Origin of the sequence: Desulfovibrio sp. MES5 (genome assembly GCF_002237645.1) — a bacterium.
GTDB lineage: Bacteria > Desulfobacterota > Desulfovibrionia > Desulfovibrionales > Desulfovibrionaceae > Desulfovibrio.
In genome coordinates this window covers 125,056-146,672 of the sequence record NZ_MJUZ01000011.1, presented here as the reverse complement: position 1 = coordinate 146,672, position 21,617 = coordinate 125,056, and the positions used below count along the sequence as shown (strand labels likewise).

The 21,617-nt window shown below is 58.9% G+C and carries 17 protein-coding genes; 16 read left to right on the top strand and 1 reads right to left on the bottom strand.

Features of this window, described 5'->3' with window-relative positions; translation table 11 throughout:
- Positions 1-42 precede the first annotated feature (42 nt).
- The 4 genes from feoB (at position 43) to BCS36_RS03995 (ending at position 4,249) form a co-directional block, all read left to right on the top strand.
- Positions 43-2,307, top strand: coding sequence for a ferrous iron transport protein B (gene feoB / locus BCS36_RS04010; protein ID WP_291301622.1), 2,265 nt, complete (start codon positions 43-45; stop codon positions 2,305-2,307).
- A 479-nt stretch (positions 2,308-2,786) separates the two neighbouring features.
- Complete coding sequence (locus tag BCS36_RS04005; RefSeq protein ID WP_291301621.1) at positions 2,787-3,272, top strand: thermonuclease family protein; 486 nt, start codon at positions 2,787-2,789, stop codon at positions 3,270-3,272.
- Positions 3,273-3,288: 16 nt separating this feature from the next.
- On the top strand, positions 3,289-3,717 hold the full coding sequence (locus BCS36_RS04000) for a hypothetical protein (RefSeq protein ID WP_291301620.1): 429 nt from the start codon (positions 3,289-3,291) through the stop codon (positions 3,715-3,717).
- A 1-nt stretch (position 3,718) separates the two neighbouring features.
- Positions 3,719-4,249: a 3'-5' exonuclease gene (locus tag BCS36_RS03995; RefSeq protein ID WP_291301619.1), complete on the top strand. Its 531-nt coding sequence runs from the start codon at positions 3,719-3,721 to the stop codon at positions 4,247-4,249.
- On the opposite strand, the gene BCS36_RS03990 is transcribed toward BCS36_RS03995, so the two are convergent.
- Positions 4,224-4,472 (bottom strand): hypothetical protein, encoded by a 249-nt coding sequence (locus tag BCS36_RS03990; protein ID WP_291301618.1) that lies wholly within the window; start codon positions 4,470-4,472, stop codon positions 4,224-4,226. The genes BCS36_RS03995 and BCS36_RS03990 overlap by 26 nt on opposite strands.
- A 218-nt stretch (positions 4,473-4,690) precedes the next feature.
- On the opposite strand from BCS36_RS03990, the gene flgB reads away from it, so the two are divergent.
- From flgB to BCS36_RS03930, 12 genes are all read left to right on the top strand, one after another.
- Positions 4,691-5,104, top strand: a complete 414-nt coding sequence (gene flgB / locus BCS36_RS03985; RefSeq protein ID WP_291301617.1) for a flagellar basal body rod protein FlgB — start codon at positions 4,691-4,693, stop codon at positions 5,102-5,104.
- Between the two features lie 104 nt (positions 5,105-5,208).
- Positions 5,209-5,646 carry a flagellar basal body rod protein FlgC gene (flgC, locus tag BCS36_RS03980; protein ID WP_291301616.1) on the top strand — a complete coding sequence of 146 codons (438 nt, stop codon included), beginning with the start codon at positions 5,209-5,211 and terminating at the stop codon, positions 5,644-5,646.
- A 58-nt stretch (positions 5,647-5,704) separates the two neighbouring features.
- On the top strand, positions 5,705-6,151 hold the full coding sequence (gene fliE, locus BCS36_RS14150) for a flagellar hook-basal body complex protein FliE (protein ID WP_367209171.1): 447 nt from the start codon (positions 5,705-5,707) through the stop codon (positions 6,149-6,151).
- Between the two features lie 445 nt (positions 6,152-6,596).
- Positions 6,597-8,246, top strand: a complete 1,650-nt coding sequence (fliF, locus tag BCS36_RS03970) for a flagellar basal-body MS-ring/collar protein FliF (protein WP_291301615.1) — start codon at positions 6,597-6,599, stop codon at positions 8,244-8,246.
- Complete coding sequence (locus tag BCS36_RS03965) at positions 8,227-8,448, top strand: flagellar M-ring protein FliF (protein WP_291301614.1); 222 nt, start codon at positions 8,227-8,229, stop codon at positions 8,446-8,448. The genes fliF and BCS36_RS03965 overlap by 20 nt, the downstream gene beginning before the upstream one ends.
- A gap of 194 nt (positions 8,449-8,642) precedes the next feature.
- Positions 8,643-9,638, top strand: a complete 996-nt coding sequence (gene fliG / locus BCS36_RS03960) for a flagellar motor switch protein FliG (RefSeq protein ID WP_291301613.1) — start codon at positions 8,643-8,645, stop codon at positions 9,636-9,638.
- 86 nt (positions 9,639-9,724) lie between these two features.
- Complete coding sequence (locus BCS36_RS03955) at positions 9,725-11,644, top strand: FliH/SctL family protein (RefSeq protein ID WP_291301612.1); 1,920 nt, start codon at positions 9,725-9,727, stop codon at positions 11,642-11,644.
- A 14-nt stretch (positions 11,645-11,658) separates the two neighbouring features.
- Positions 11,659-13,167, top strand: coding sequence for a FliI/YscN family ATPase (locus BCS36_RS03950; protein ID WP_291301611.1), 1,509 nt, complete (start codon positions 11,659-11,661; stop codon positions 13,165-13,167).
- A gap of 451 nt (positions 13,168-13,618) precedes the next feature.
- Positions 13,619-16,240: a PEP/pyruvate-binding domain-containing protein gene (locus tag BCS36_RS03945; protein ID WP_291301610.1), complete on the top strand. Its 2,622-nt coding sequence runs from the start codon at positions 13,619-13,621 to the stop codon at positions 16,238-16,240.
- A complete protein-coding gene (locus tag BCS36_RS03940; protein WP_291301609.1) occupies positions 16,231-17,934 on the top strand; it encodes an ATP-binding protein in 1,704 nt (567 codons plus the stop codon). Before BCS36_RS03945 ends, BCS36_RS03940 begins: the two co-directional genes overlap by 10 nt.
- A gap of 413 nt (positions 17,935-18,347) precedes the next feature.
- The gene (locus tag BCS36_RS03935; RefSeq protein ID WP_179981300.1) at positions 18,348-18,728 is read left to right on the top strand and encodes a response regulator; all 381 of its coding nucleotides are present in this window, start codon (positions 18,348-18,350) and stop codon (positions 18,726-18,728) included.
- A gap of 1 nt (position 18,729) precedes the next feature.
- A complete protein-coding gene (locus tag BCS36_RS03930; RefSeq protein WP_291301608.1) occupies positions 18,730-21,345 on the top strand; it encodes a PEP/pyruvate-binding domain-containing protein in 2,616 nt (871 codons plus the stop codon).
- Positions 21,346-21,617 lie beyond the last annotated feature (272 nt).

Sequence of the window (21,617 nt, the reverse complement as noted above, 5' to 3'; positions counted from 1 at the left end):
ACGGGTTTTTTTGCGTCATTAGCGGAGCGGGAGGGCACTTGCATGAGTGAGACAAAAGATTTGGAGAATGGCGTGGGAGCGCACGGTCAGCATGAGCATGACCACCACGGGCAGCATGGCCACCACGGCCATGCCCTGCGTATCGCCCTGGCTGGCAATCCCAACTGCGGCAAGACAACGGTGTTTAACGGCTATACCGGCGCTCGCCAGCATGTGGGCAACTACCCCGGCGTTACCGTTGATAAAAAAGAAGGCCACATTAATGTAAACGGTACGCGCGTAATCGTGGTGGATTTGCCCGGCACCTACTCGCTGACTGCCTATTCGCAGGAAGAACTTGTGGCCCGGCAGGAACTTGCCAGCGATAACGTGCAGGCGGTCATCAACGTGGTCGATGCCTCGGCCCTTGAACGTAACCTGCTTCTCACCGTGCAGATGCTTGAAATGGGCACGCCTCTGGTGCTGTCCTGCAATATGATGGACGAAGCGCGCAATTCGGGCGTGCATATTGATATGGATCGCCTGGGCGCCCTGCTGGGCATCCCTGTGCTGCCCATGGTGGCGCGCACTGGCGAAGGCCTCAAGGAGGCTATGGAAGCCGCCGTTGAGCTGAGCCAGAAGGGCAAGCGCGAACCTATGCGCATTTCTTACGGCGCGGAGCTTGATGAAGCGCTGCTTGAACTTGAAAAACGCATTGTCGCCGCCAAGCTGCTGACCGATCGTTACCTGCCGAGCTGGGTAGCCCTCAAGCTGCTGGAAGGGGATGACGTTATATTGAATGAAGTCCGCAAGGCCGACCCCAAAACCACCACCGAGCTTGAAGGCCTGCGTAAAAAAATCGCAGACCATACGCGCGCCACGCTGAATGCCAGCCTTGAGTCCCTCATTACGGACCATCGTTATGGCTACATTCGCAGCATCCTGCGTGACGGCGTTTTCCAGCAGGACCCCGGCAAGGACCGCCTGGCCCTTTCCGACAAATTGGACAAAGTGCTCACCAACGCGCTGTTCGGCCCGCTGATCATGATCGGCGTGCTTTATTTCATGTTCTACGTCACCTTTGAGGTGGGCGCGTATCCTCAGGGCTGGGTCGAAGACGGCTTTGCCTGGCTTGGCGGGTTTTTGGGCGACGTGATGCCTGAAGGGCTTGCCAAATCCCTGGTCGTGGACGGCATCATTGCCGGTGTGGGCGGCGTCATCAGCTTTGTGCCGCTGATCCTCATCATGTTTGTCCTCATTTCCTTTATGGAAGACAGCGGCTACATGGCCCGTGTGGCCTACATGATGGACCGCATCTTCCGCTTCTTCGGCCTGCACGGCGCTTCGGTCATGCCCTACATCATTTCCGGCGGCATTGCCGGCGGTTGCGCCATCCCCGGAGCCATGGCCACCCGTACTCTGCGCAGCCCCAAGGAAAAACTGGCGACCCTGCTGACCCTGCCCTACATGGCCTGCGGCGCGAAGCTGCCGGTCTTTCTGATGCTGGCTGGCGCATTCTTCCCCGATAATGCGCCCACCGTCATGTTCCTCATCATGCTTGTGGGCTGGGTTATGGCCCTGCTGGTGGCGCGCCTGCTGCGCTCCTCCATCGTCAAGGGCGAAGCGACGCCCTTTGTTATGGAACTGCCGCCGTACCGCATGCCCACCCTGTTCAGCCTGCTGCTGCACTGCTGGGAACGCGCCTGGATGTATCTTAAAAAGGCCGGTACCGTGCTGGTGGCCATTTCCATCATCATCTGGGCGGGCATGACCTTCCCCAAGATGCCCGAAGAAATGGCCGCGCCTTTCGAACAGAAGATCGAGCAGCTTGAAGCGCAGATCGCCGCCTTCCCCGAAGGCGCTGAAGAGCGTACCGCCCTTGAGGAAGAGCTGACTGGCGTGCGTGACGAAATGGGTGAAGAAGAACTGGCCTACTCCATTGCCGGACGCCTGGGCAAGGCCATCGAACCTGCCACCCAGCCCGTGGGCTTTGACTGGCGTACCGACATTGCCCTGCTGGCAGGCGTTGCCGCCAAGGAAGCCATCGTGTCTACCCTTGGCACAGCTTACGCCATTGGCGCGCAGGACCCGGAAGACGCCGCTCCCCTGGCCGAACGCCTGAAGAGCGACAGCAACTGGTCAAAGGCCACGGCGCTTTCTCTCATGTTGTTCGTGCTTATGTATTCTCCCTGCTTTGTGGCGCTCGTGGTCATCAAGCAGGAGGCGGGAAGCTGGGGCTGGCTGCTTTTCAGCATGGTCTTCAATACTGCCGTAGCCTACGTGGTCGCGCTGGCGGCCTATCAGGTAGGCCGCTCTGTCTGGGGATAGCTTGCATGGGCGGGCTTGCGTTGCCTGCCTGCCGCGCCAGGGCCGTCTGAGCCTTTTGCACGGCATGGAGCGGGGCGCAACCCGCGCCGCCCGAAGGCAAAAGCCTTCGTAACAGAATACTCATCTTACCAATACGCCCGTGCCGCGCCTTGACAAAGGGCTTGCGGCACGGGCATTGTTTTTGAGTTATCGACGCCTGTATAATAGACTTTCGGTTTTGGACTTTTGTTCAAAGCGCTCTTGAGGGTATACATCCTCAAGGGCGGAGCGATTTTTTCTTCGAAAAACGCTATTTTCGTCCGAATCCACGCCACGTTGCGGCGCGCTGCACTCGAGTGCAGTAGTGGGGCATGCAGCCTTTTTCAAAGGTAAAAATGCTCTAACGGCCAGGCTGCGTTTGCATCTCTGCGCGTTTGCCGCCCATGCAACCGCCTGGGCGTTACAACGTGAAAGTACTCAAGACGCGCACCGGGGGGTGTATGCTGATCAGGATCATTTGTTTCTGTCTGACCATCTGTCTTGCTTGGGGAAGCCTCCCGGCTCTTGCCTGGGACGCCAGGGTTGTTCGTGTGGAGGATGGCAACACCATTACCGTCAACAAGACAGACAAGGGCGACGATGCTGAGGTGGTGTTGCGGTTTTATGGCATTGAGGCCCCGACCCTGAATCAGCCCTTTGGGCCAGAGGCCCGCCAACGCCTTGCCGAGATCATGCCGCGTGGCTCAAGGGTAACGGTGGAGCCCGTGGGCGAGAGCGAGTCGGGCACCATAAGCGCGCTTATCCAGGTTGGGGGCGCATCCGTTAACTATCAGCTGGTGATGGAAGGCCTGGCCTGGATTGACAGACAAAATTGCAGGGCTATCTTTTGCCGCCGCTGGATGATACAGGAACACCAGGCTGTTGTGGAAAAACGGGGCATATGGGGCCTGAAAATAGGCACTCCGCCCTGGCAGTGGGGTAGATAAAACAACTGGAGCAGATATGAACGTCACGGGTTCGCAGGAGTTGCGGGAATTTCTTGATGGCTGGAAAATCGATCCCCAGAATGTCAAGGCGGCTTTTACAGCCTATATGGATTTTCTGGCCGCGCACAGCGGTATGAGTTTTACCTTCAAGGCCAGACCCGGCGTGAGCTACTCTTTGCGCGCCCGGCACGCCGCCCAGATCAAGCGCGAACTCTTTGTGCTGCTTGACGTGGTGGACGATGAACCGGATAACCGCTGGCTGTCTGTCTGCTTTTACAACAACATGGTTACGGACGCTGAAGACATGGGCGACTTTGTGCCCGATGGCCTGATGGACGAGGACGCACGCTGCTTCAATCTTGAAGGCGACGACGCCCACATGCGTGACTACATCATGGCCCGTCTGGCCGAAGGCGCGCGCAACGCCGAAAAAAACGTGGAGTAACATGCTCGCTGTACACGCCGCGCCCTGCGTGGCCATAGATTTTGAAACCTCCGGGTATGCGGCCCACAGCGCTTGCGCTGTGGGCCTTGCCCGCATTGAGGACGGGCGCGTTGTGGACCGGCTTTACAGTCTGATACGCCCGCCGTCCTCACGGGTTATGTTTACGGAAATCCACGGGCTCACCTGGCCCATGCTTAAAGACGCGCCCACCTTCGCCGACGTCTGGCCGCAAATGGAAACATTCATGGCTGGGGCCGATGCGTTGCTGGCGCACAACGCCTCTTTTGACAGGCGCGTGTTGCAGGCCTGCTGCCGCGAGGCCGGGGCCGAAACCCCCAGGTTCCATTTTTTATGCACGCTCAAGGGTGCACGGCGCAGCCTGCCCCTGCCTTCCAAGAAGCTCAACCATGTCTGCGAGCATTTCGGCATAGCGCTCAACCACCACAACGCCGGGTCGGATGCCGAGGCCTGCGCCGAGGTCTACCTGCATTTGCGGGCCTTGGGCGTCACTGACGGCCAGATGCGTCTGTAGACGGCGCCGCGGCCTTGCCGTGCAATGCATTTTCCTGCCATGCCCGTGAAGCAGGGGTGGTTGTGGAAAAGGCGCTTTTATGAAGCCTGATCAGAATAGAGCCTTTTACCTTGTTCAAAGGAAAAAACGCTAACGCTGCGCTCGCCTGAAAATCGCCGCAGCGTGCCGTAAACTCGGTAAAAACCGCATTTTCCGCAGAATGAAAAATTGAAATGTGAAGCATTTCAAAGGTAATCTATGGCTCCAAACCTGCCTGTGCAGGGTGCACCGGGGCCTGAAAACCTCTGGCCCGGCCTCGTCAACAAAATGGCGATGTCCGGGCCAGAGGTTTTTATGTTGTGTGATTTTTTATATAACAAACTGTTTTAATTTGTATAAATAAAAATGGAACAGGTTTTGCTTCCGCCTTGTCAGCAATCCATAAGGACTGCGGGAGGCATCATGAAAAGTTTGTTCACCAGTCAGGTTAGCCTGGTCGGCACGGTCATGAACATGCAGCTTCAAAGGCAGAATGTCATTGCCGCCAACTTGGCCAACATTGACACCCCCAACTACAAGCCGCGTGAATTGAGCTTTGAAAAAGAGCTTCAGACCGCCCTCGGACAGAATATGGAAGGGCAGATGAGCCGCACCAGCGAGGAGCACATTCCCTCGACCTTTGATCCTTCATCCTTCAGGCCCGAGTGGTCGGAGGCTTTCAAGCCCAGGCGTATTCACGGCGAAGACCGTGTGAACCTGGATAAGGAAATGGCCAAGCACTCCAAGAACCAGTTGCAGTTTACAGCGCTGGCCCAAGTTCTGACAAAAACGTTTGAAGGCATACATACCGTCATACAGGACGGCAAGCAGGCGTAAGAAGCGCCGCCCGGTCAACGGGCAGCGCGCGACCCGGCTCGTCATGCAGGAAGCGCAGGCAGGTCGGGCGAGTTTTACGGATTTTTGCGTATCAGGAGGACGTCATGGACTTCATGACAGCATTTGACATAAGCGCATCGGGCCTCGCGGCCGATCGTACGCGCATCAATACAATTTCAATGAACCTGGCCAATGCCAAGACCACGCGTACGCCTTTGGGCGGTCCTTACCGCAGGCGCACCGTCGTGCAGCAGACGGCTGACGTGGACGATCCTTTTTCCGTCCACATGCAGTCGGCCCTTGACCGCTCGGTCAAAGGCGTGCGCGTCATGGCCGTGACAATGGACAACCGCCCCTTCAAGCGCGTGTATGAGCCGGGCAATCCCGACGCCAACGCCGAAGGCTACGTGATGTATCCCGACATCAACGTGGTGGAGGAAATGGCCAACCTCATGACGGCCCAACGCAATTTTGAAGCCAACGTCACCACGGTGGACGCCATCAAGGGCATGTACACCAAGGCGCTTGAAATCGGCAAATAGTACAGTGTATGCGCCGTTACGGGCAAATGGAACCAGCGGGTAGCGTCAGGAGAACATCATGAGCATTCAGGCAACGGGCATGCGCGCCTATAGCGAAGCCATACAGCATTTCAACAAGGTTTCAGGCAGCTTGCAGCAAGGGTCGGCGGTCGGCGGGCAGACGCTTTTTTCCCGCACTCTGGATCAGAGCCTTGCCCGCAGCCAGGTGGATACCGGTGAAAACTTCGGCGCTCAGATAGACAAGATGCAGTTCCCCGGCAGGGCTTCAACGCCCGTGATGCCCGAGAACAGCTTTACAGGAACGCTCAAAGACTCGCTCAACAAGGTAAATCAGTTACAGAACGTGAAGGACAATGCCATCGATGACTTCGCTTCTGGGCGCACGCAAAACGTGCAGGAACTCATGATCACCATGCAGAAGTCGAGTCTTGCCATGAAGCTGACGACCGCTGTGCGCGGCAAGGTTCTGGAAGCGTATAAAGAAATTTCAAAGATGCAGTTCTAGGGAAACGCTGATTTATTCCGTTTGGCGGTGTTGCTTCACTTTTTTTGAAACAGTTAAGGACGGAAGAGTCCACTCCTGCTTTCAAAAAGATCGCGTCTTGCCAAACGAAATAACTGCGCGTTTTCAGGAGGCTCTTTAATCAGTGCTTCCCTAGATGACGTTTGCCGGGGGCTTACCTTTTACGGCGTAACTATAGACAGTTCATATCCGGCCAACACAATTCTCTGCCCGACGAACGCGTACTCCTGAACGACCTTTCCTCATGTGGCTCTGCCGCTGGGGAAAGGTTTTTTTGCGTCACGAATTTGAGCTTCACGCGGCAGGCCACGCAACCAGATGCGCCCTGTCAAATCCGTATGCGATATAGTGGCATAGCTCTTGCTATGGCTAGTAAAGCCCGGCCCTGGCGTCGGAAAACCAGCGCTTACGCGCACAGGAGCGGAACATGCCTGCATTCATTCAACAATTCGTCAACTCCTTCACGGCGATATGGGCCAAGATGAGCCCACTGCAACGCGTTGCTTCCGTTGGCGGGGCTGTCGGGCTGCTGGCTGCGGTCATTGGTCTTTCCATCTGGATGACCCGCCCCGAATACCGGGTTCTTTATTCAAACCTTGGTCCTGAAGACGCCAACGTGGTCATCAAGACCTTGCAGGGCGACAAGGTGGCCTACCGTATCACCGACAACGGGGCCACTATTATGGTGCCCCAGGAAGTGGTTTACGACCAGCGCATCAAGATAGCGGGCGAAGGCGGCCTGGTAGGGCAGGGCATTGGTTTTGAGATTTTTGACAAGGTCAAGGTCGGCCAAACCGACTTTGTGCAGAAGATCAACTACTCACGCGCGCTCCAGGGGGAACTGGCCCGCACCATCAGCCAGTTTCCCGGTGTTGAAAGCGCCCGCGTGCATCTGGTCATCCCGCGCCGCAGCCTTTTTGTCGAAGAGCGCCAGTCTCCTTCGGCCTCGGTGGTTCTCAAGCTTACCCGGGCCAATATCAAGATCGACCAGAAAGAAATCAACGCCATTCTCAACATGATGCTCATGTCCGTTGAAGGGCTGGACAGAGCCCATGTTTCCATCACCGACACCAGCGGCAAGGTTCTTTACCAGCCGGAAGAAGACAGCCTGGCGGGCATCACGACCACTCAGATGGAATACCGCCAGACCGTGCAGCGCAACCTTGAACGCCGCATTGAAGAAATGCTGCAGCCCCTTTTTGGCTCTGGCCGTGTTATCGCCAAGGTCAATGCCGATATGGATTTCAGCCAGAAGACCATACGCCGCGAGCTTTTTGATCCTGAAAAAACAGCGGTTCGCAGTGAATACCGTCAGGAAGAAAGCCAGCAGGGCCGCGCCAATCTTGAAGCGGGCGCGCCGGATGTAAATTTTCGTGGCGACGGCATCACCGGTTCGGTTTCAGACCAGAGCGGCACGCGTGAATCGCGTACCACCAACTATGAAATCAACAAGGAAGAACAGCAGATTGTTTCAAATGTGGGTGAATTGCGCCGTTTGACGGTTGCAGTCCTCATTGATGGCACGTATGTAAAGACCGATGGCGTCTGGACCTTTATGCCGCGCAAGAGTGAAGAGCTTGAGCGGGTGCGCCAGCTGGTGCACAACGCTGTGGGGCTGGACACGGGCCGGGGCGATGCTTTGGAAGTCAGCTCTGCGCCCTTTACCGACTCGGAGCCGCCCAAGGACCCCAACTTTGCCGACATGCTGGCCGACTACGCCGAGCGTCTGGGCAAGCCCCTACTCAACGCGCTGCTGGCATTCCTGTTCCTGATGCTTATCGTGCGGCCTGTGGTGTTGGCGCTTATCCGCCCCAAGGTCGAAGCGGGCGAAATGGTCGAAGGTCTGGAAGGTCTGCCTGCCGCCGAAGAGCAGCTTGCTCTCTATGAGGCTCTGGAAGAGGCCGCCAGAACTGAAGACGAATCGTCGATGGGCGATGCTGATGACGAGGACGATCTGATGTTCAAGGACATTGAAGCACTGAAAGCGCACATCTTCAGCCTGTCGGACAACCATATGGAACAGGTGGTGACACTGGTGCGCGGCTGGATGAAGAGAGATGAAACAGTTAAAGCCTAGTCCGTCACGAACAAGCCTGCTGACAGGCAAAGAAAGCGACCCCGCGTCGGCTTCTCTCACCCAGCTCAAGACATTGCGCCGGGCGCAGAAAGAGACAAATCAGCGGGTTGAAGAATTGAAGCTGCGGCTGTTCCGCATTACGGAGCAGCATATGGATCAGGCCGTGCGGCTTATCAAGCGCTGGCTTTCTGACAAGGATTAAAGGAAACGCTGATGTATTCCGTTTGGCGGCGTCGCTTCACTTTTTTTGAAACAGTCGAGGACGGAAGAGTCCACTCCTGCTTCAAAAAAAAGATCGCGCCTTGCCAAACGAAATAACTGAGCCTTTCCAAGGGGCTCTTTAATCAGTGTTTTCTAAAATGCCTCCGCCCCAGGGCCGAGGTGAAGGAGTTGAGGATGGAGCTGACCGGCAAACAGCGCATAGCCGTGCTGCTGCTCGCCATGGGCGACAAGTTCACGGCCGACGTGTTCAAGCGCATGGACAGGCAGGAAATAGCCGAAATCTCCAAAGCCATTGTGGACTTGGAGCCAGTGCCGCGTGAAGATGTCGAGGAAGTGCTGCGCGACTTTCATGAGTCCCTGGTGGAAGGCGTGGACATGATCGCGGGCGGCAGCGATATTCTCAAGCGCCTGCTGGTCAAGAACCTTGATCCTGAAACCGCCAAGTACATTATGGACTCGCTCAGTCTTGAAACCGGGCCAGCGCCCTTCCGCGAACTTGAGCAGGTGAGCCCCCGCCTTCTTTCACAAATTTTGCGTAATGAACATCCGCAGACCCTGGCGCTCATTCTCGGCCACCTGCACCCCGATCAGGCCGCCAATTTATTGACAAGCCTGCCCGCAGGCGTGCGCGCCGAGGTGCTCATGCGTCTGGCGCGCCTTGAGGCTGTGCCTGAAGACATGCTTATGGAAGTGGACAAGGTGCTCACAAGCCAGCTTATCGCCATGGGCGGCAAGGAAGGCAAAAAAGTGGGCGGCGTCCAGTCTGTGGCCGAAATCCTCAATGCCGTGGACCGTGCCACCGAAGAAGAAGTCCTGTCCGAGATCGAAGAAGACTCCGCCCAGATGGCCGAAGATATCCGCAACCTCATGTTCGTGTTTGAGGACTGCAAGAATATTGACGACAGGGGCGTGCGGGAAATGCTCAAGGAAATCTCCAACGAGGACCTCACCCTGGCCCTGCGTGGCGCCAGCGACGATCTCAAGGAAAAATTCTTCAAGAACATGTCCGAGCGCGCGGGCAACATGATACGCGAAGAACTGGAGTACATGGGCCCCACCAAGCTTTCGGACGTGGAAGCCGCGCAGCAGAATATCGTAAAGATCGTGCGCCGCCTTGAGGCCGAGAGCAAGCTGGTTGTCAGCAGGGGCGCGGGCGAAGTCTTTGTCTAAGGCTGATGGCCTGAGTCCCTGAGAGATGTCACGGCACTATTGCCCAAACCGCGTTTTTTTGTAGAAACTGCAAGTTGGAAAAAGTCATGGCGTCAGATCAGTTGCGCAAAAAATGGGGAACTGTCTTCATGGGTGAGCGCGAAGCCACCGTGGAGCAGATTGACGCCATGCAGGAGCCTTTGCGCCGTGAACGCATGCAGCACCAGCAGCAGGAAGATTATTTTGACCGGGTGCGGGCCAAGGCTGAGGAGCGCGCGCGTGAAATATTAGGCGCGGCCTATGCTGAGCGCCAGAAAGTGCTGGAAGAAGCCAGGGTCGAAGCACAGGAACTGAATAAGCGGCTCACGCACGAAAGTGAAGCCTTAAAGGCGCAGGCCCAGGAAGAAAGAAACCAGGCGCAGGCGGAACTGGCGCAGGCGCAGGCCTTGCGGCAAGAAGCGCAAGATTTGCGTGAAAACGGGCGGGCCGATGGCTTTCAGGCCGGAATGGATCAGGCCGGGCAGGAACTCAAGGAGTTTCGCGCTGAAATAGGGCAGGCCCTTGGCACGGTGCTTCATGCTTTGGACAGTCAGCGTCACGCCATTTGCGAGTCCTGGCGTGAGCAACTGGCCCAGCTCACGCAGGAGGCCGTTACCGCCGGCACCGGGTGGGTACTGGAAAAAGAGCACAAAAAAATTTTGCAGTCTCTGGTCTTTGAAGCGCTCAATCTCCTCGAAGACCGCGCCACCGTAACGTTGCGCGTACACCCCGACGACGAGGATACCGTCAGCGACATGTTTATGGCAGCGCGCGAGCGCGTGCCCGAACTGCAACAGTGGATCGTCAACGGCGACCCCTCGGTGGGACGGGGCGGTCTGCTGGCCGAAAGCGTCAGCGGCAGCGTTGACTGCCGCCGCGAACTCTATACGGAACTGGTCAACGGTGTTTTGTCCTGCCTCACTCTGGGGCCGGATCAGGATGACAAGCGCCAAGGCGAGGCTGTCAGTCAGCTGGTGCGTCAGGAGGCTGAGCGCATTGCGGCCATGTCCCCCGAGCCGGAGCAGGCCTCCGCGCACGGAGCGCATGAGGATGCGCGCGCGGAGCAGCAGGACGCAGCGGGATACGATGAACAGTCTGCGGGCGTCGCGCATGCCGACCCTCTGGATGTCGACCTTCCCCCTGATCTGCCAGAAGATTTGGCGGAAGGGCTGGCGCATGGCCTGCCCACTGATTCTCCCAATAACCTGCCCGCTGACATGCCTGCCGACGCGGCTCCTCACGCTGCAGACGCCGTGGCAGGCGATCCGGCAGGCGAGGCTGCTGCCGCGCCGCAGGGGCAGGATAGGCAGAATCAGAATTTGCCCGCCGTGGACGAACCGGCGCTGCCGGAAGATCACCTGGGCCCCATACCAGACTCCGAAGCCTTGATGGTTGAAGAACCGGAACAGGTTGCCACTGCGCCCGGCACTGCACCCGGCCCTTTGCCTGATCCCGCGTACGCCTCTGCGCCAGATATTGCGCCAGACCCTGCTCCCGGTACTGCACCTGGCGAACCCTCAATATCTTCCGTTCCCGCCCCTTCATCTGGGGTTGACCATGACGCGCAGGTCGGCGCTTCTGCCCCTGCGGCGGAGGGGCAGCAAAGCCAAGATCATGCTTCTGCCGCACCCGCGCAGACGGCCCAAACCGTTCATGGCGCTGTCCCGGTGCAGTCTCCGGCTGCCGGAGAGCATGCGGGCCAGGAACATGCGGGCCAGGAACATGTGGGCCAGGAAAAGGCGGCTGCCGCAAAGGCTAGCCCGGCTGCACAGGTTGAAAATCCGACGCTGGCGGAACTGGAAGACGAGCTTTTTCCCCTTGAAGTTGAAGCGGAGGAGGTGTCCGGTCTGGTGGAACATCTTTCTCCCCGGTCTTTGGGCTCCTCTGGCGGCTCCGGAATTTCCGGACAGGGCGGCCCGGGCGTTCATGACGACCAAGACGTTTTTTCGCAGGGCGGTTTTCTGCCCGGTGCGGACAAAGGCCGCTGATCCTGGGTTCTGCCATGAAACTTGATCCACAAGCCTGCATCAAGCTGCTGCAAGCCAGCAACCCCGTCCGCCTTTACGGAAAGGTAAACAAGGTCGTGGGTCTTGTGGCTGAAGGCAGCGGCCTGCGCGCTCCCCTGGGGGCTGTCTGCCATATGCTGCCCGATGAAGGGGACGAGGGCATCGCTGCCGAAGTAGTGGGCTTTCGTGACGGAAACCTGCTCTTCATGCCCTATGGGGATATGCGCGGCATCCGCCCCGGCAGCCGCATCCGCAATACCAGCCTGCCGCCGGTTTTTCCTGTTGGGCCGGAACTTCTGGGCCGTGCCTTTGACGCTTTTGGCACCCCCCTGGATGCGGGCCCGCCTGTCAGTACGGAACTCTATTCCTCTCCCCTGCCTATGGGCGACAATGCCAAGGCCGATTTTGCCCGTCAGGTGGAAGAGCAGCTTCCCTTTGTGCCGGAATGGGCCGAGGCGGCCCGCCAGCAGTGGCATCCCGAACTTGCGCCCATTTACGCCGATCCGCCCAGCCCCTTGCAACGCCCCCGCATTACGGACATCCTTGATGTCGGCGTTCGGTCGGTCAACAGCCTGCTCACTCTTGGCAAGGGGCAGCGCGTGGGCATCATGGCCGGTTCCGGCGTGGGCAAGTCCACCCTTATGGGCATGATGGCGCGGTACACGCGCGCCGACGTCAACGTCATAGCGCTTATAGGCGAACGTGGCCGCGAGGTTGTGGAATTTATGGAGCGCGACCTCGGCCCCGAGGGCATGGCCCGCTCGGTGCTGGTCATCGCCACTTCAGACCAGTCGCCGCTGGTACGTATGCGCGCGGCCTACGCGGCTACGGCAGTTGCCGAATATTTTCGCGACAAGAGCATGGACGTGCTGCTCATGATGGACTCGGTCACGCGTTTTGCCATGGCCGCCCGCGAGGTTGGCCTGGCGGTGGGCGAGCCGCCGACCACAAAGGGCTATACTCCCACAGTTTTTGCCCAGTTGCCAAAGCTGCTTGAGCGGGCCGGGCGTTCCGCCAAGGGAACCATTACAGGCATTTACACCGTCCTTGTGGACGGCGACGACTTTAACGAACCCATTGCCGACGCCGTGCGCTCCATCCTTGACGGCCACATTGTGCTTACCCGCGATCTGGCGGACCAGGGGCACTTTCCTGCCATTGACGTGCTGCGCTCCATCAGCCGTCTGCGCTCGGACATCTGCGAGCGGCAGGACATCCTGGCCGGGCGCGTGGTCACCCGAAATATGAGCACCTTCCGCAAGGTTGAAGATATGGTCAATATCGGAGCCTATGCGCAAGGCACCAATGCCGAAATCGACGCCGCCATTACCAGCATGCCCGCCATCAACAGCTTCTTGCGGCAGGACGTTGGCGACCCGCAGTTTCTGGAGCAGAGCATGCAACAACTGCGCGCCCTGGCCCAATTGGCGGAAGGGGCGGCAGCCCAGCAGGGCGTGCCTCCCGTGCCTTCCGGGCAGAACGGCGTGGCCCCGCAGCGGGGCTGAACTTTTCAATAGCCGTGCGGATTATATTTGCGAATTCTGTCACATGCGGCTTGAAGGCTGCATGTGCTTATGCTAGGCTGAATTGACATGTGCGTTTTCGGCTTGCGACTGAAAGAAGCATCGGTTTTTGTTTCACTAACGTGCCAGTAAAGCACGCTTTTCGTAAAAGAAAGTCTGCTTTTTTTCAAAGCCGGAATCAGCAGAATGCCCGCAGGGCTGGACCGCGTCTGTGCCCGCTTTGTGCACGGCTGTCCGGCATGTTTATGGTTATGGCACGTCCTCGCTCTGCCTGTGTTGCCGTCTGGCAGCGGCGACCACCGGGGAGGGCGTCCGCATCGGGGCGGCATTCCGGCACATGGCGCATTTCCGTGTCTGCGGTCCGGCGATAACGCCGCTGGCGCACAGGCCCCGTTTTCATATCCGGGGCTTTGTCACGAGTTCTGGAGCCGACATGTCTCTCTCACGCCTTCTGGGCTTTTTTACGCGGTCCGCCAGACGCGCCGCCGCCAGTGTCACGGCTTCCGACAGCGAGGCCGAGCACTTCTTTGCACTGCGGCACCATTCCTTCAAGCTCTTCTTAACGGCATGGAATACCTTTCAGGAAACCATGACCGCCCTTGAATACACCTTGTGTTGCGACCATCCCTTCGGGCTGTACAGGGTGCGCGCCCTGTGCACCAGCATGGCCACCCAGGTCTTTCAGTGCGTCAAACAGCTTGAAAGGCTCGATCCGGCCCCGTGCCAAGCCTTGTACGCCCGGTTTGCCGAACTTCAGAAAAAAGTGGCCGAGGATGTGTATGAGCCGGAGGTGTGCCTTCTGGGCCCGCTGGTGCTGCCGCTCGGCGAAGATTCCGACTTTGAGGCGCTTTCCGTTCAGAGCGGCTTTCCTCTGGTGGACCCGGCAACCCTGAGGCTTGAAGAAGTTCGGCGGCGTCATCCCCAGCTGGCGCCCCGGGGCTTTGTCATCACCATGGCCGGTTGTCAGCATTTTTTGCAGAGCGGCGACCTGCAAAGCGAGATCAACCGTCGTATCCAGGCGGCAGGGGGGCTTGCGCCCAAGCATCTGGCCAAGCTGTCGCGCAGTCTCGGCCAACTGGTTGAAGATACGCCCCTGCCGCCTGACCTTGAACAGGAAATCTGTGCAGCCCTGGCGCGTTTGCGCGCCTGCTGCCCGCACGAGTCCATGCGGCTGGTGCTGCGTGGGCGACTGTGGCCGCCTGAAGCCCGTGGCAGCGATGATCCCGGCCTGATTCTTTGGGGGCCTTCCGTCCCTCTGAATGCGTCTGACGAGGAAATTTTGCACGCGGTACAGTTGACGCTGGCGCGCAAGCAGCGCGCTCAGGCTCTTGTGTACCGCCGGGCGCGGGGTCTTACCGATGCGGGAGCGGGCGTGTGCATCACCTGCATGGCTGTGGAAGAAGGCTCCTGGGGCGGGCTTGCCCATTCGTGCAGCCCTGTGCGCGCGCACGGAGAACTGGTTCACGTCTATGCCTGCCAGGGTCTGCCGCAAGAACTGGATTATTCTGTGCTGCCCGCTGACCATGCCACGGTGGACAGGCGGCCTCCTCACGAAATAGTCAGTCTTGCTGGCCCCGATGACGCGGCATCTCTCGTTCTTGATGCTGAAACGGCCAGGGACGTGGCTGCTCTGGCCCTTGAACTTGAAGAGCTGTTGGGGTGCCCGGTTTCTCTTTCCTGGGTGCGGACGCCGCAAGGGGAATTGCGTTTGCTGCTGGTGCGGCCCATCCCGCTGCCGGTGGACGCCGTGGACATGCCGCCCGTGCTGCCTGAAGTCGGTTCCAGCCTGCGTCTTTCGGGCGGGTACACCGTGAGCCCCGGCAGAGTGGCGGGGCCTGTCTGCGTGGCGCACCGCTGGGAGGATGCCCGGCGGTTTCCGCCTGGCGGCATTTTGGTTGTGCCTGATGATAATTATCGTTGGGGAGCCTTGATGGACCGCGTCGCTGGCATCATTGCCAAAGAGGGGCTGGCCGGTTCGCGTCTGGCCTCGCTGGCGCGGGAATTCGGCAAGCCAGCCATTTTTGGCATGGCCGGAGCGCTGGACACGCTGGAAAACGGGCAGAGCATCACCCTGTGTTCCGATGTCTGTCAGGTGTATACGGACAGGCAGGAATCGCTCTTGCCCAATGTGCCGCCGGGGCGCGACTATATGCCGGGCAGCCCGGTGTACCGCATCCTGCAAAAGGCCTCGGCCCGCATCCTGCCCCTGACTATGGACGTGGACAGCCCGGAATTCAAGGCGGCCAACTGCCAGACCTATCATGATATAGCCCGCTATTGTCATGAAAGGGCTGTGAGCGCCATGTTCTCCCTCGGGGCGGAAAAAAAATACGCGCCGCAGCGGGTAAAGCAGCTGCGCGACAAGGTGCTCAAGCAGTTCTGGGTGGTTAATCTGAGTGACGGCTTCGCCGTGACCCCTCCCGGCCCTGTGATCGATATTGACCAGATAGCGTCCGTGCCCATGCGCGCGCTCTGGCACGGCATGAACGCCTATCCCTGGCAGGGGCCGCCGCCCGTGGACGGCAAAGGATTTTTGTCCGTGCTCTTCGAGGCCACGGCCAATCCCAATCTGGACCCTGCGGCGCAGACGGCGTATTTTTCAGAGAAAAATTATTTTATGATTTCGCGCGATTATTGCAGCCTACATTCGCGCTTTGGCTTTCATTTTGTGTCCGTGGAGGCACGCCTTGGCGAGCGCACCCCGGAAAACTACCTCACCTTTCATCTGCGTGGCGGGGCGGCCAATATTGAACGACGCATCCTGCGCGTGCGCTTTGTGTCTGAAATCCTGTGGGAATTCGGGTTCAACCCCACGGTGCGCAACGACGCCGTCAGCGCCACGCTCAAGGGTATGGATCGCGAAGAAGGCGAACTGCTGCTGGCCATTGCCGGGTATATGACTATCCACACCCGGCAGTTGGACATGATCATGCAGGATGCCGCGCAGGTGGCCGCAAGGCGTGAAGAAATGCTGAACCACTGCCGCATGCTGTTCAGGGGCGAGAGTCTGGCGCAGGCCTCGCCCGGTGTGGAGGAGAAGCAAACATGTCCGTAACAGCGCCCACACCACATCGCGGCTACAAGGCCATCTATCGCCGCCTGCTGGTTACCCTGCTGCTCATGGCGCTGACGCCGCTGGTGGCTCTGGGCCTCTTTTGCATAGACAGGCTGAGCGTCATCTATGACGAAAAGATCAGTGCAGGCATCGAGGCTGTGGCCAGCAGCAAGCACCGCGCGCTGGATACCTTTATGGTGGAGCGCGTGGCCCAGATCAAGAATCTGGCTTTTACCCACCCGTATACCGAACTGAGCGATCCCGCGCGCCTGAGTGAAATTTTCAGCGTCATGCAGAATAACAGCCGCTCCTTTGTGGATGTGGGCATTATCGGCATGGACGGGCGGCACGTCTCCTATGTGGGGCCTTACGACTTAAGGGACAACAACTACTCCGATACTCCTTGGTTCAGGGAGGTGCTGCGCAAGGGCGTGCACGTCAGCGATGTTTTCATGGGCTACAGAAACGAGCCGCACTTCATCATTGCCGTGTTGCGGCATGAGGGGGGGCGCAGTTACATAGTGCGGGCCACCATTGATATGGACGCCGTGGTGGCTCTGCTGCGTCGCGTGTATTCCGGGCCGCACAGCGACGCGTTTTTGGTCAACGCCAGGGGCGAACTGCAAACGAATTCGCGCTACCACGGCAAGAGTATGGAAACGTTCGACGTTGACCTGCCCGACATGACGCGCAAAAACGTCGTTACCCAATATATCAAGACCCCTGAGGGGCAGGAAATGCTGGCTGCCGTGATGTCGCTGGAGTCCATGCCCTGGCGGCTGGTGGTGCTGGATGATGTTCGCGACAGTCTGCGGCCCCTGCGCCAGCTCAAGGCGCTCATCATTTTCTTTATGGTTCTGGGCAGCGGGCTTGTCTGCATGGGGGCTGACCTCTGTACGCGGCGGCTTGTGGCCTCGCTGGAAGAGTCGGATCAGAAGCAGGCCCATATTGACGCCCGCATGCTCCAGTCCAGCAAGATGGCGGCCCTCGGCAAGATGGCCGCTGGCGTAGCGCATGAGGTGAACAATCCTCTGATGCTCATTCAGGAAAATGCCGGCTGGATACGCGATCTGCTGGACGACGAAAGCGCGACCACCATGAAAAATTATCAGGAAATACTCGAAAGTACTGAGAAAATAGATCAGCATGTCAAAAGAGCCAAGGGGATTACGCAGCGCATGTTGGGCTTTGGCCGCCGCATGAATCCGGGGCGCACCGAGATTCTCATCAATTCCTTGACTGATCAGGCTGCGGAGATGCTCAAAACCGAAGCCACCAACCGCAATATTTCCATTGTCAGGGACTATGACCCGCAGGTTCCGGTCATCCTGTCCGACCCGGCGCAACTTGAGCAGATATTTATCAATATTATTGACAATGCCGTCGACGCCATTGGCAAAAACGGCACTTTGACCATTCGCACGCTTGCGTGGAAGAAGGGCGTTCGCATATTGTTTACTGACACCGGCCCCGGTATGGATCAGGAAACCATGTCGCGTATTTTCGATCCTTTCTTCACCACCAAGAAGGTGGGCGAGGGTACAGGGCTTGGGCTGGCCATCTGCTACACCATACTTGAAAAACTGGGCGGGCGCATTGAAGTGCAGAGCCAACTTGGGCAGGGCACCACGTTCAGCGTAACCCTGCCGCCAGAGCCGCCGCAGCTGCCGCCGGAAGAAGGGGCCGCGGTCTAGCTTCGCCCAAAGCCGGGAGCGAGGTCTGGCTGCCGTCAGTAGGCGAGGGGCGGTCTGGCTGTGGCCAGAAGCGCCTGTTGCGGCTGAAGCCGAAGCGCCCTGCCTGCGCCTGGTTCCGGCATTGGCGCAACATTGGTAGCATGGTTGCCGCAGTGGCAGACTGAGCGCAGTGGAGCAATTTCTCTTTAAGAATGCTCCGGCGTCTGCGCAGGCAACCGCGCATCAATCGCCTGAGTATTCAGGGTGATTATGCCCTGAATCCTGATTTTTGGGGCGCGCATGCGCGAGACTGTGTATTCATTGAATGGCCGTACGGCAAAATTTATGACTCCGGCGGCCACCGGCGGCAAGAAACAACGCATCGGCAACCTGCCCGGCCTGGCCGCGGCACTGCCTGTAACCGAGGAGGCCCCATGCGCGCATTGTTTGTGGACGACGAACTGGAATTTTTGGAATTGATGCAGAAGCGTCTTGTCAGGCGTGGGATGGAGGTTGCCACTGCGCCCGATGGACAGACAGCCCTCAATATGGTCGATGAGGCGCTGGCCCCCGGAGGGGAGCCATTCAATATCGTGGTTATGGACGTGCGCATGCCCGGTATGGACGGCCTTGAAACCCTGCGCCACATGAAGCAGAAAGCGCCCAAACTGCCCGTCCTTCTGCTGACCGGCCATGCCTGTATGGGCGTAGCCGTGGAAGGGCTTGATCTTGGCGCATACGACTACATGCTCAAGCCCGTAGCTATCAGCGAGCTCATCATCAAGATGGAGGAAGCGGTTCGTTCCGCTGTGTAGCATGGCTCTGCTCAAATATTTGCGACACTGGCTGGGGCGCGAGCAGCCCTCTGAGCCGGATCCGGCGGTACTGGCCCAGGAAGAAGAGCTGAAGGCCCGGCTGCGCGAGCGTTGCGCCCGGTTCCGCCGCCTGCTTTCGGCCAACAAACGCGCTCTTGAAGCCATGAGCGAGGTGGAAGACCGCCTTTCTGGCACGAGGCCGTTTGGCATGGACTACGTGCATGCCGTCAGCACGCGGGCCGTTACCGCCGTCTTTCAGATGGTGCGCGACCTGAACGCGCTTTCCGACAACGGCTATGCCGCCCTGCAGGACTCCTTGGACCGCATCCGTACAGAAATGGAGTCCATGCTGGAAGAAATGCCCCATCAGGACGGCCCTCTCATCCTGCATCTTGACCAGATCAGCCTGAGTGACCTTACCCTGGTTGGCGGCAAAATGGCCAATCTTGGCGAAGTCGCCTCCAATGCGGGGCTTACTGTGCCGGACGGTTTTGCCGTGACCGTCAGCGCCTACTACCGTTTTATGGAATATAACGGTCTGCAGAGCGAACTGAACCGGCGCATTCAGGCAACGGACATGCAGAGCCTGGATGAAGTCTTCAGCCTTGCCGCCGCCCTGCAAAAGGCTGTGCTCACGGCGCCGCTGCCGCCCGATCTTGAAAAAGGCATCACAGAAGCCGTGGACGCCATGCGCGCCAAGGCAGGGCCAGGGCTCAAACTGGCCCTGCGCAGCAGCGCGGTGGGTGAAGATTCCCTGGGGGTTACGTTTGCCGGGCAGTACAGGTCCGAACTCAACGTGCCGCCTGAAGAAGCCTGTGAAGTGTGGAAGGAGATCATCGCCAGCAAGTATGCGGTAACGGCCATGAGCTACCGGTACCAGCATGGCATTCCCGACGATGCCGCGCCCATGTGCGTGGGGGTGCTGGCCATGGTGCCCGCCGCAGCCGGGGGCGTGGCGTACAGCCGTGATCCCGTGGCCGCCAGCCGTGGTCGTGAGCAGATTCTTCTCAATGCCGTCCCCGGTTTGCCGCAGGCTGTTGTGGACGGCGTGGTCACACCTGACGTGTATATTTTCAGCCGCAAGGTTCCGCCGGAACTGCTCCACAAGCGGCTGGCCGGGCCCGAGGGAACGCCCCCAAGCCTTACCGACAAACAGGCGGCTGACCTCGCAAAAGTGGCCATAGCCCTTGAAGCGTATTATACCGAGCCCCAGGATGTGGAGTGGGCCCTTGATGCCGAAGACGGGCGCATCGTGGTTTTGCAGAGCCGCCCCCTGCATGAGGCGGATTCTGCCACGGAGCAGAGTAATATTGAGCATCCGAGGGCAGGAGAGGAAGAGGGCGAAGCCTTTTTGCTTGATGACCTGCCCGCCGGGCTCAAGGTGCTGGCTGCCGGCGGCGTGGCCGTAAGCCCCGGCGTTGGTATGGGGCCGGTCTTTGTGGCCCGCAAGGAAGCGGACATGCTCTCCTTTCCCAAGGACGGCATTTTGGTGGTGGAACGGGCATTGCCCCGCTGGGCTCCGTTGCTTTCGCGCGCCGCGGGGCTCGTGAGCGAAACAGGGGGCATGGCCGGGCATTTGGCGTCGGTAGCGCGTGAATACCGGCTGCCAGCCGTCTTCAGCCTGCCCGACGCCTGCCTCTTGCTGCATGGAGCAGGCGAAGCCACGCTGGATGCCGGGCGTTGCGCCGTTTTTGCAGGGCGGCAGCCGCAACTTGCCTCCACAGCGGTGGAGCCGACCAATCTTATGGCTGGCAGCCCTGTGCATCAGCGGCTTCAGGCTTTGAGTCAGCTTATGGTGCCCCTCAATCTTCTGGATCCCGACGCTCCTGAATTCACGCCTGCCCATTGTCGCACCCTGCACGACATTACCCGCTTCTGCCACGAAAAATCCGTCCGCCTTATGTTTGAAGAGGAAGACGCCGACGCCAGCAGGCGCATGGGCAAGCAGCTGAGGGCCGGAGCCAAGCTGCAGTACTGGGTTGTGGATATGGGCGGCGGATTCCGGCATCGTGTGACAGGCCCCATAGTGGACCTGGATGTGATCGCCAGTGCGCCCATGCTTGCCCTGTGGGATGGTATGGTCGCAGTGCCCTGGGCCGGGCCGCCTGCGGCCAGCGCTTCGGGATTCATGACCATTATGCTTGAGAGCACGATGAAACCCGAGCTTGAAAGCACCGCGCCCAATAGCATGGCCAACAAAAACTTTTTTATCATTTCTGATAACTACATGATATTGCAGGCTCGCTATGGCTACCACTTCTGTACCGTGGAAAGCCTCGCAGCAGAGAAAAGCCACGAAAACTTCGTGAACTTCCAGTTCAAGGGCGGAGCCGCCGACAGCGAGCGCCGTCGGTTGCGCGCCCGCATGGTGGCCGATCTGCTGGAGCAGCACGGCTTCCGCGCGGATGTGAAGGACGACTCTGTCTTTGCCGTGGCCGAAGGCTACAACGCCGCAGAAACACTGCTGAAAACGCGCCTCTTGGGCTATCTGCTCATCCACACCCGTCAGGTGGATATGGTCATGCTGGAGAAAGAAAGAGCCACGGCGCTGAAAAATAAAATGCTGGCGGATATGGAAGCGTTAAGCACCAGGCCGCTTATGGGTTGCGCTCTTTAGGGCAAGGTGACGTTGAATCGCTCGCTTCGGCCCTGGCCGCATGGATAAACTACCCTTTTGTGGGGGAGGGACCTTTTGCAAAAGGGTCCCTCCCCCACGCCCCCACCCCCTAAAATCTTTATTGCTTTTTGCTGTAGTGCAAACTGAAACGCGGGCTCAATAAGTCGCGTCTTTAAGGCTCGCCCCGCTTCTTGGCAAAGCGAATGCCGTTTCAGGAATCGCCGGGCCGCTCATTACACGGGCATGCCTCGTAAAAAGCCGTGATTTTCTTG

Coding starts and splice junctions, on each gene's coding strand:
- BCS36_RS03945 (WP_291301610.1), top strand. CDS start 13,619: ATGTCTCTCTCACGCCTTCTGGGCTTTTTTACGCGGTCCGCCAGACGC.
- flgC (WP_291301616.1), top strand. CDS start 5,209: ATGGACTTCATGACAGCATTTGACATAAGCGCATCGGGCCTCGCGGCC.
- BCS36_RS03955 (WP_291301612.1), top strand. CDS start 9,725: ATGGCGTCAGATCAGTTGCGCAAAAAATGGGGAACTGTCTTCATGGGT.
- fliE (WP_367209171.1), top strand. CDS start 5,705: ATGAGCATTCAGGCAACGGGCATGCGCGCCTATAGCGAAGCCATACAG.
- fliG (WP_291301613.1), top strand. CDS start 8,643: ATGGAGCTGACCGGCAAACAGCGCATAGCCGTGCTGCTGCTCGCCATG.
- BCS36_RS03995 (WP_291301619.1), top strand. CDS start 3,719: ATGCTCGCTGTACACGCCGCGCCCTGCGTGGCCATAGATTTTGAAACC.
- fliF (WP_291301615.1), top strand. CDS start 6,597: ATGCCTGCATTCATTCAACAATTCGTCAACTCCTTCACGGCGATATGG.
- BCS36_RS03930 (WP_291301608.1), top strand. CDS start 18,730: ATGGCTCTGCTCAAATATTTGCGACACTGGCTGGGGCGCGAGCAGCCC.
- BCS36_RS03950 (WP_291301611.1), top strand. CDS start 11,659: ATGAAACTTGATCCACAAGCCTGCATCAAGCTGCTGCAAGCCAGCAAC.
- BCS36_RS03935 (WP_179981300.1), top strand. CDS start 18,348: ATGCGCGCATTGTTTGTGGACGACGAACTGGAATTTTTGGAATTGATG.
- BCS36_RS04005 (WP_291301621.1), top strand. CDS start 2,787: ATGCTGATCAGGATCATTTGTTTCTGTCTGACCATCTGTCTTGCTTGG.
- feoB (WP_291301622.1), top strand. CDS start 43: ATGAGTGAGACAAAAGATTTGGAGAATGGCGTGGGAGCGCACGGTCAG.
- BCS36_RS03940 (WP_291301609.1), top strand. CDS start 16,231: ATGTCCGTAACAGCGCCCACACCACATCGCGGCTACAAGGCCATCTAT.
- BCS36_RS04000 (WP_291301620.1), top strand. CDS start 3,289: ATGAACGTCACGGGTTCGCAGGAGTTGCGGGAATTTCTTGATGGCTGG.
- BCS36_RS03965 (WP_291301614.1), top strand. CDS start 8,227: ATGAAACAGTTAAAGCCTAGTCCGTCACGAACAAGCCTGCTGACAGGC.
- BCS36_RS03990 (WP_291301618.1), bottom strand. CDS start 4,472: ATGCTTCACATTTCAATTTTTCATTCTGCGGAAAATGCGGTTTTTACC.
- flgB (WP_291301617.1), top strand. CDS start 4,691: ATGAAAAGTTTGTTCACCAGTCAGGTTAGCCTGGTCGGCACGGTCATG.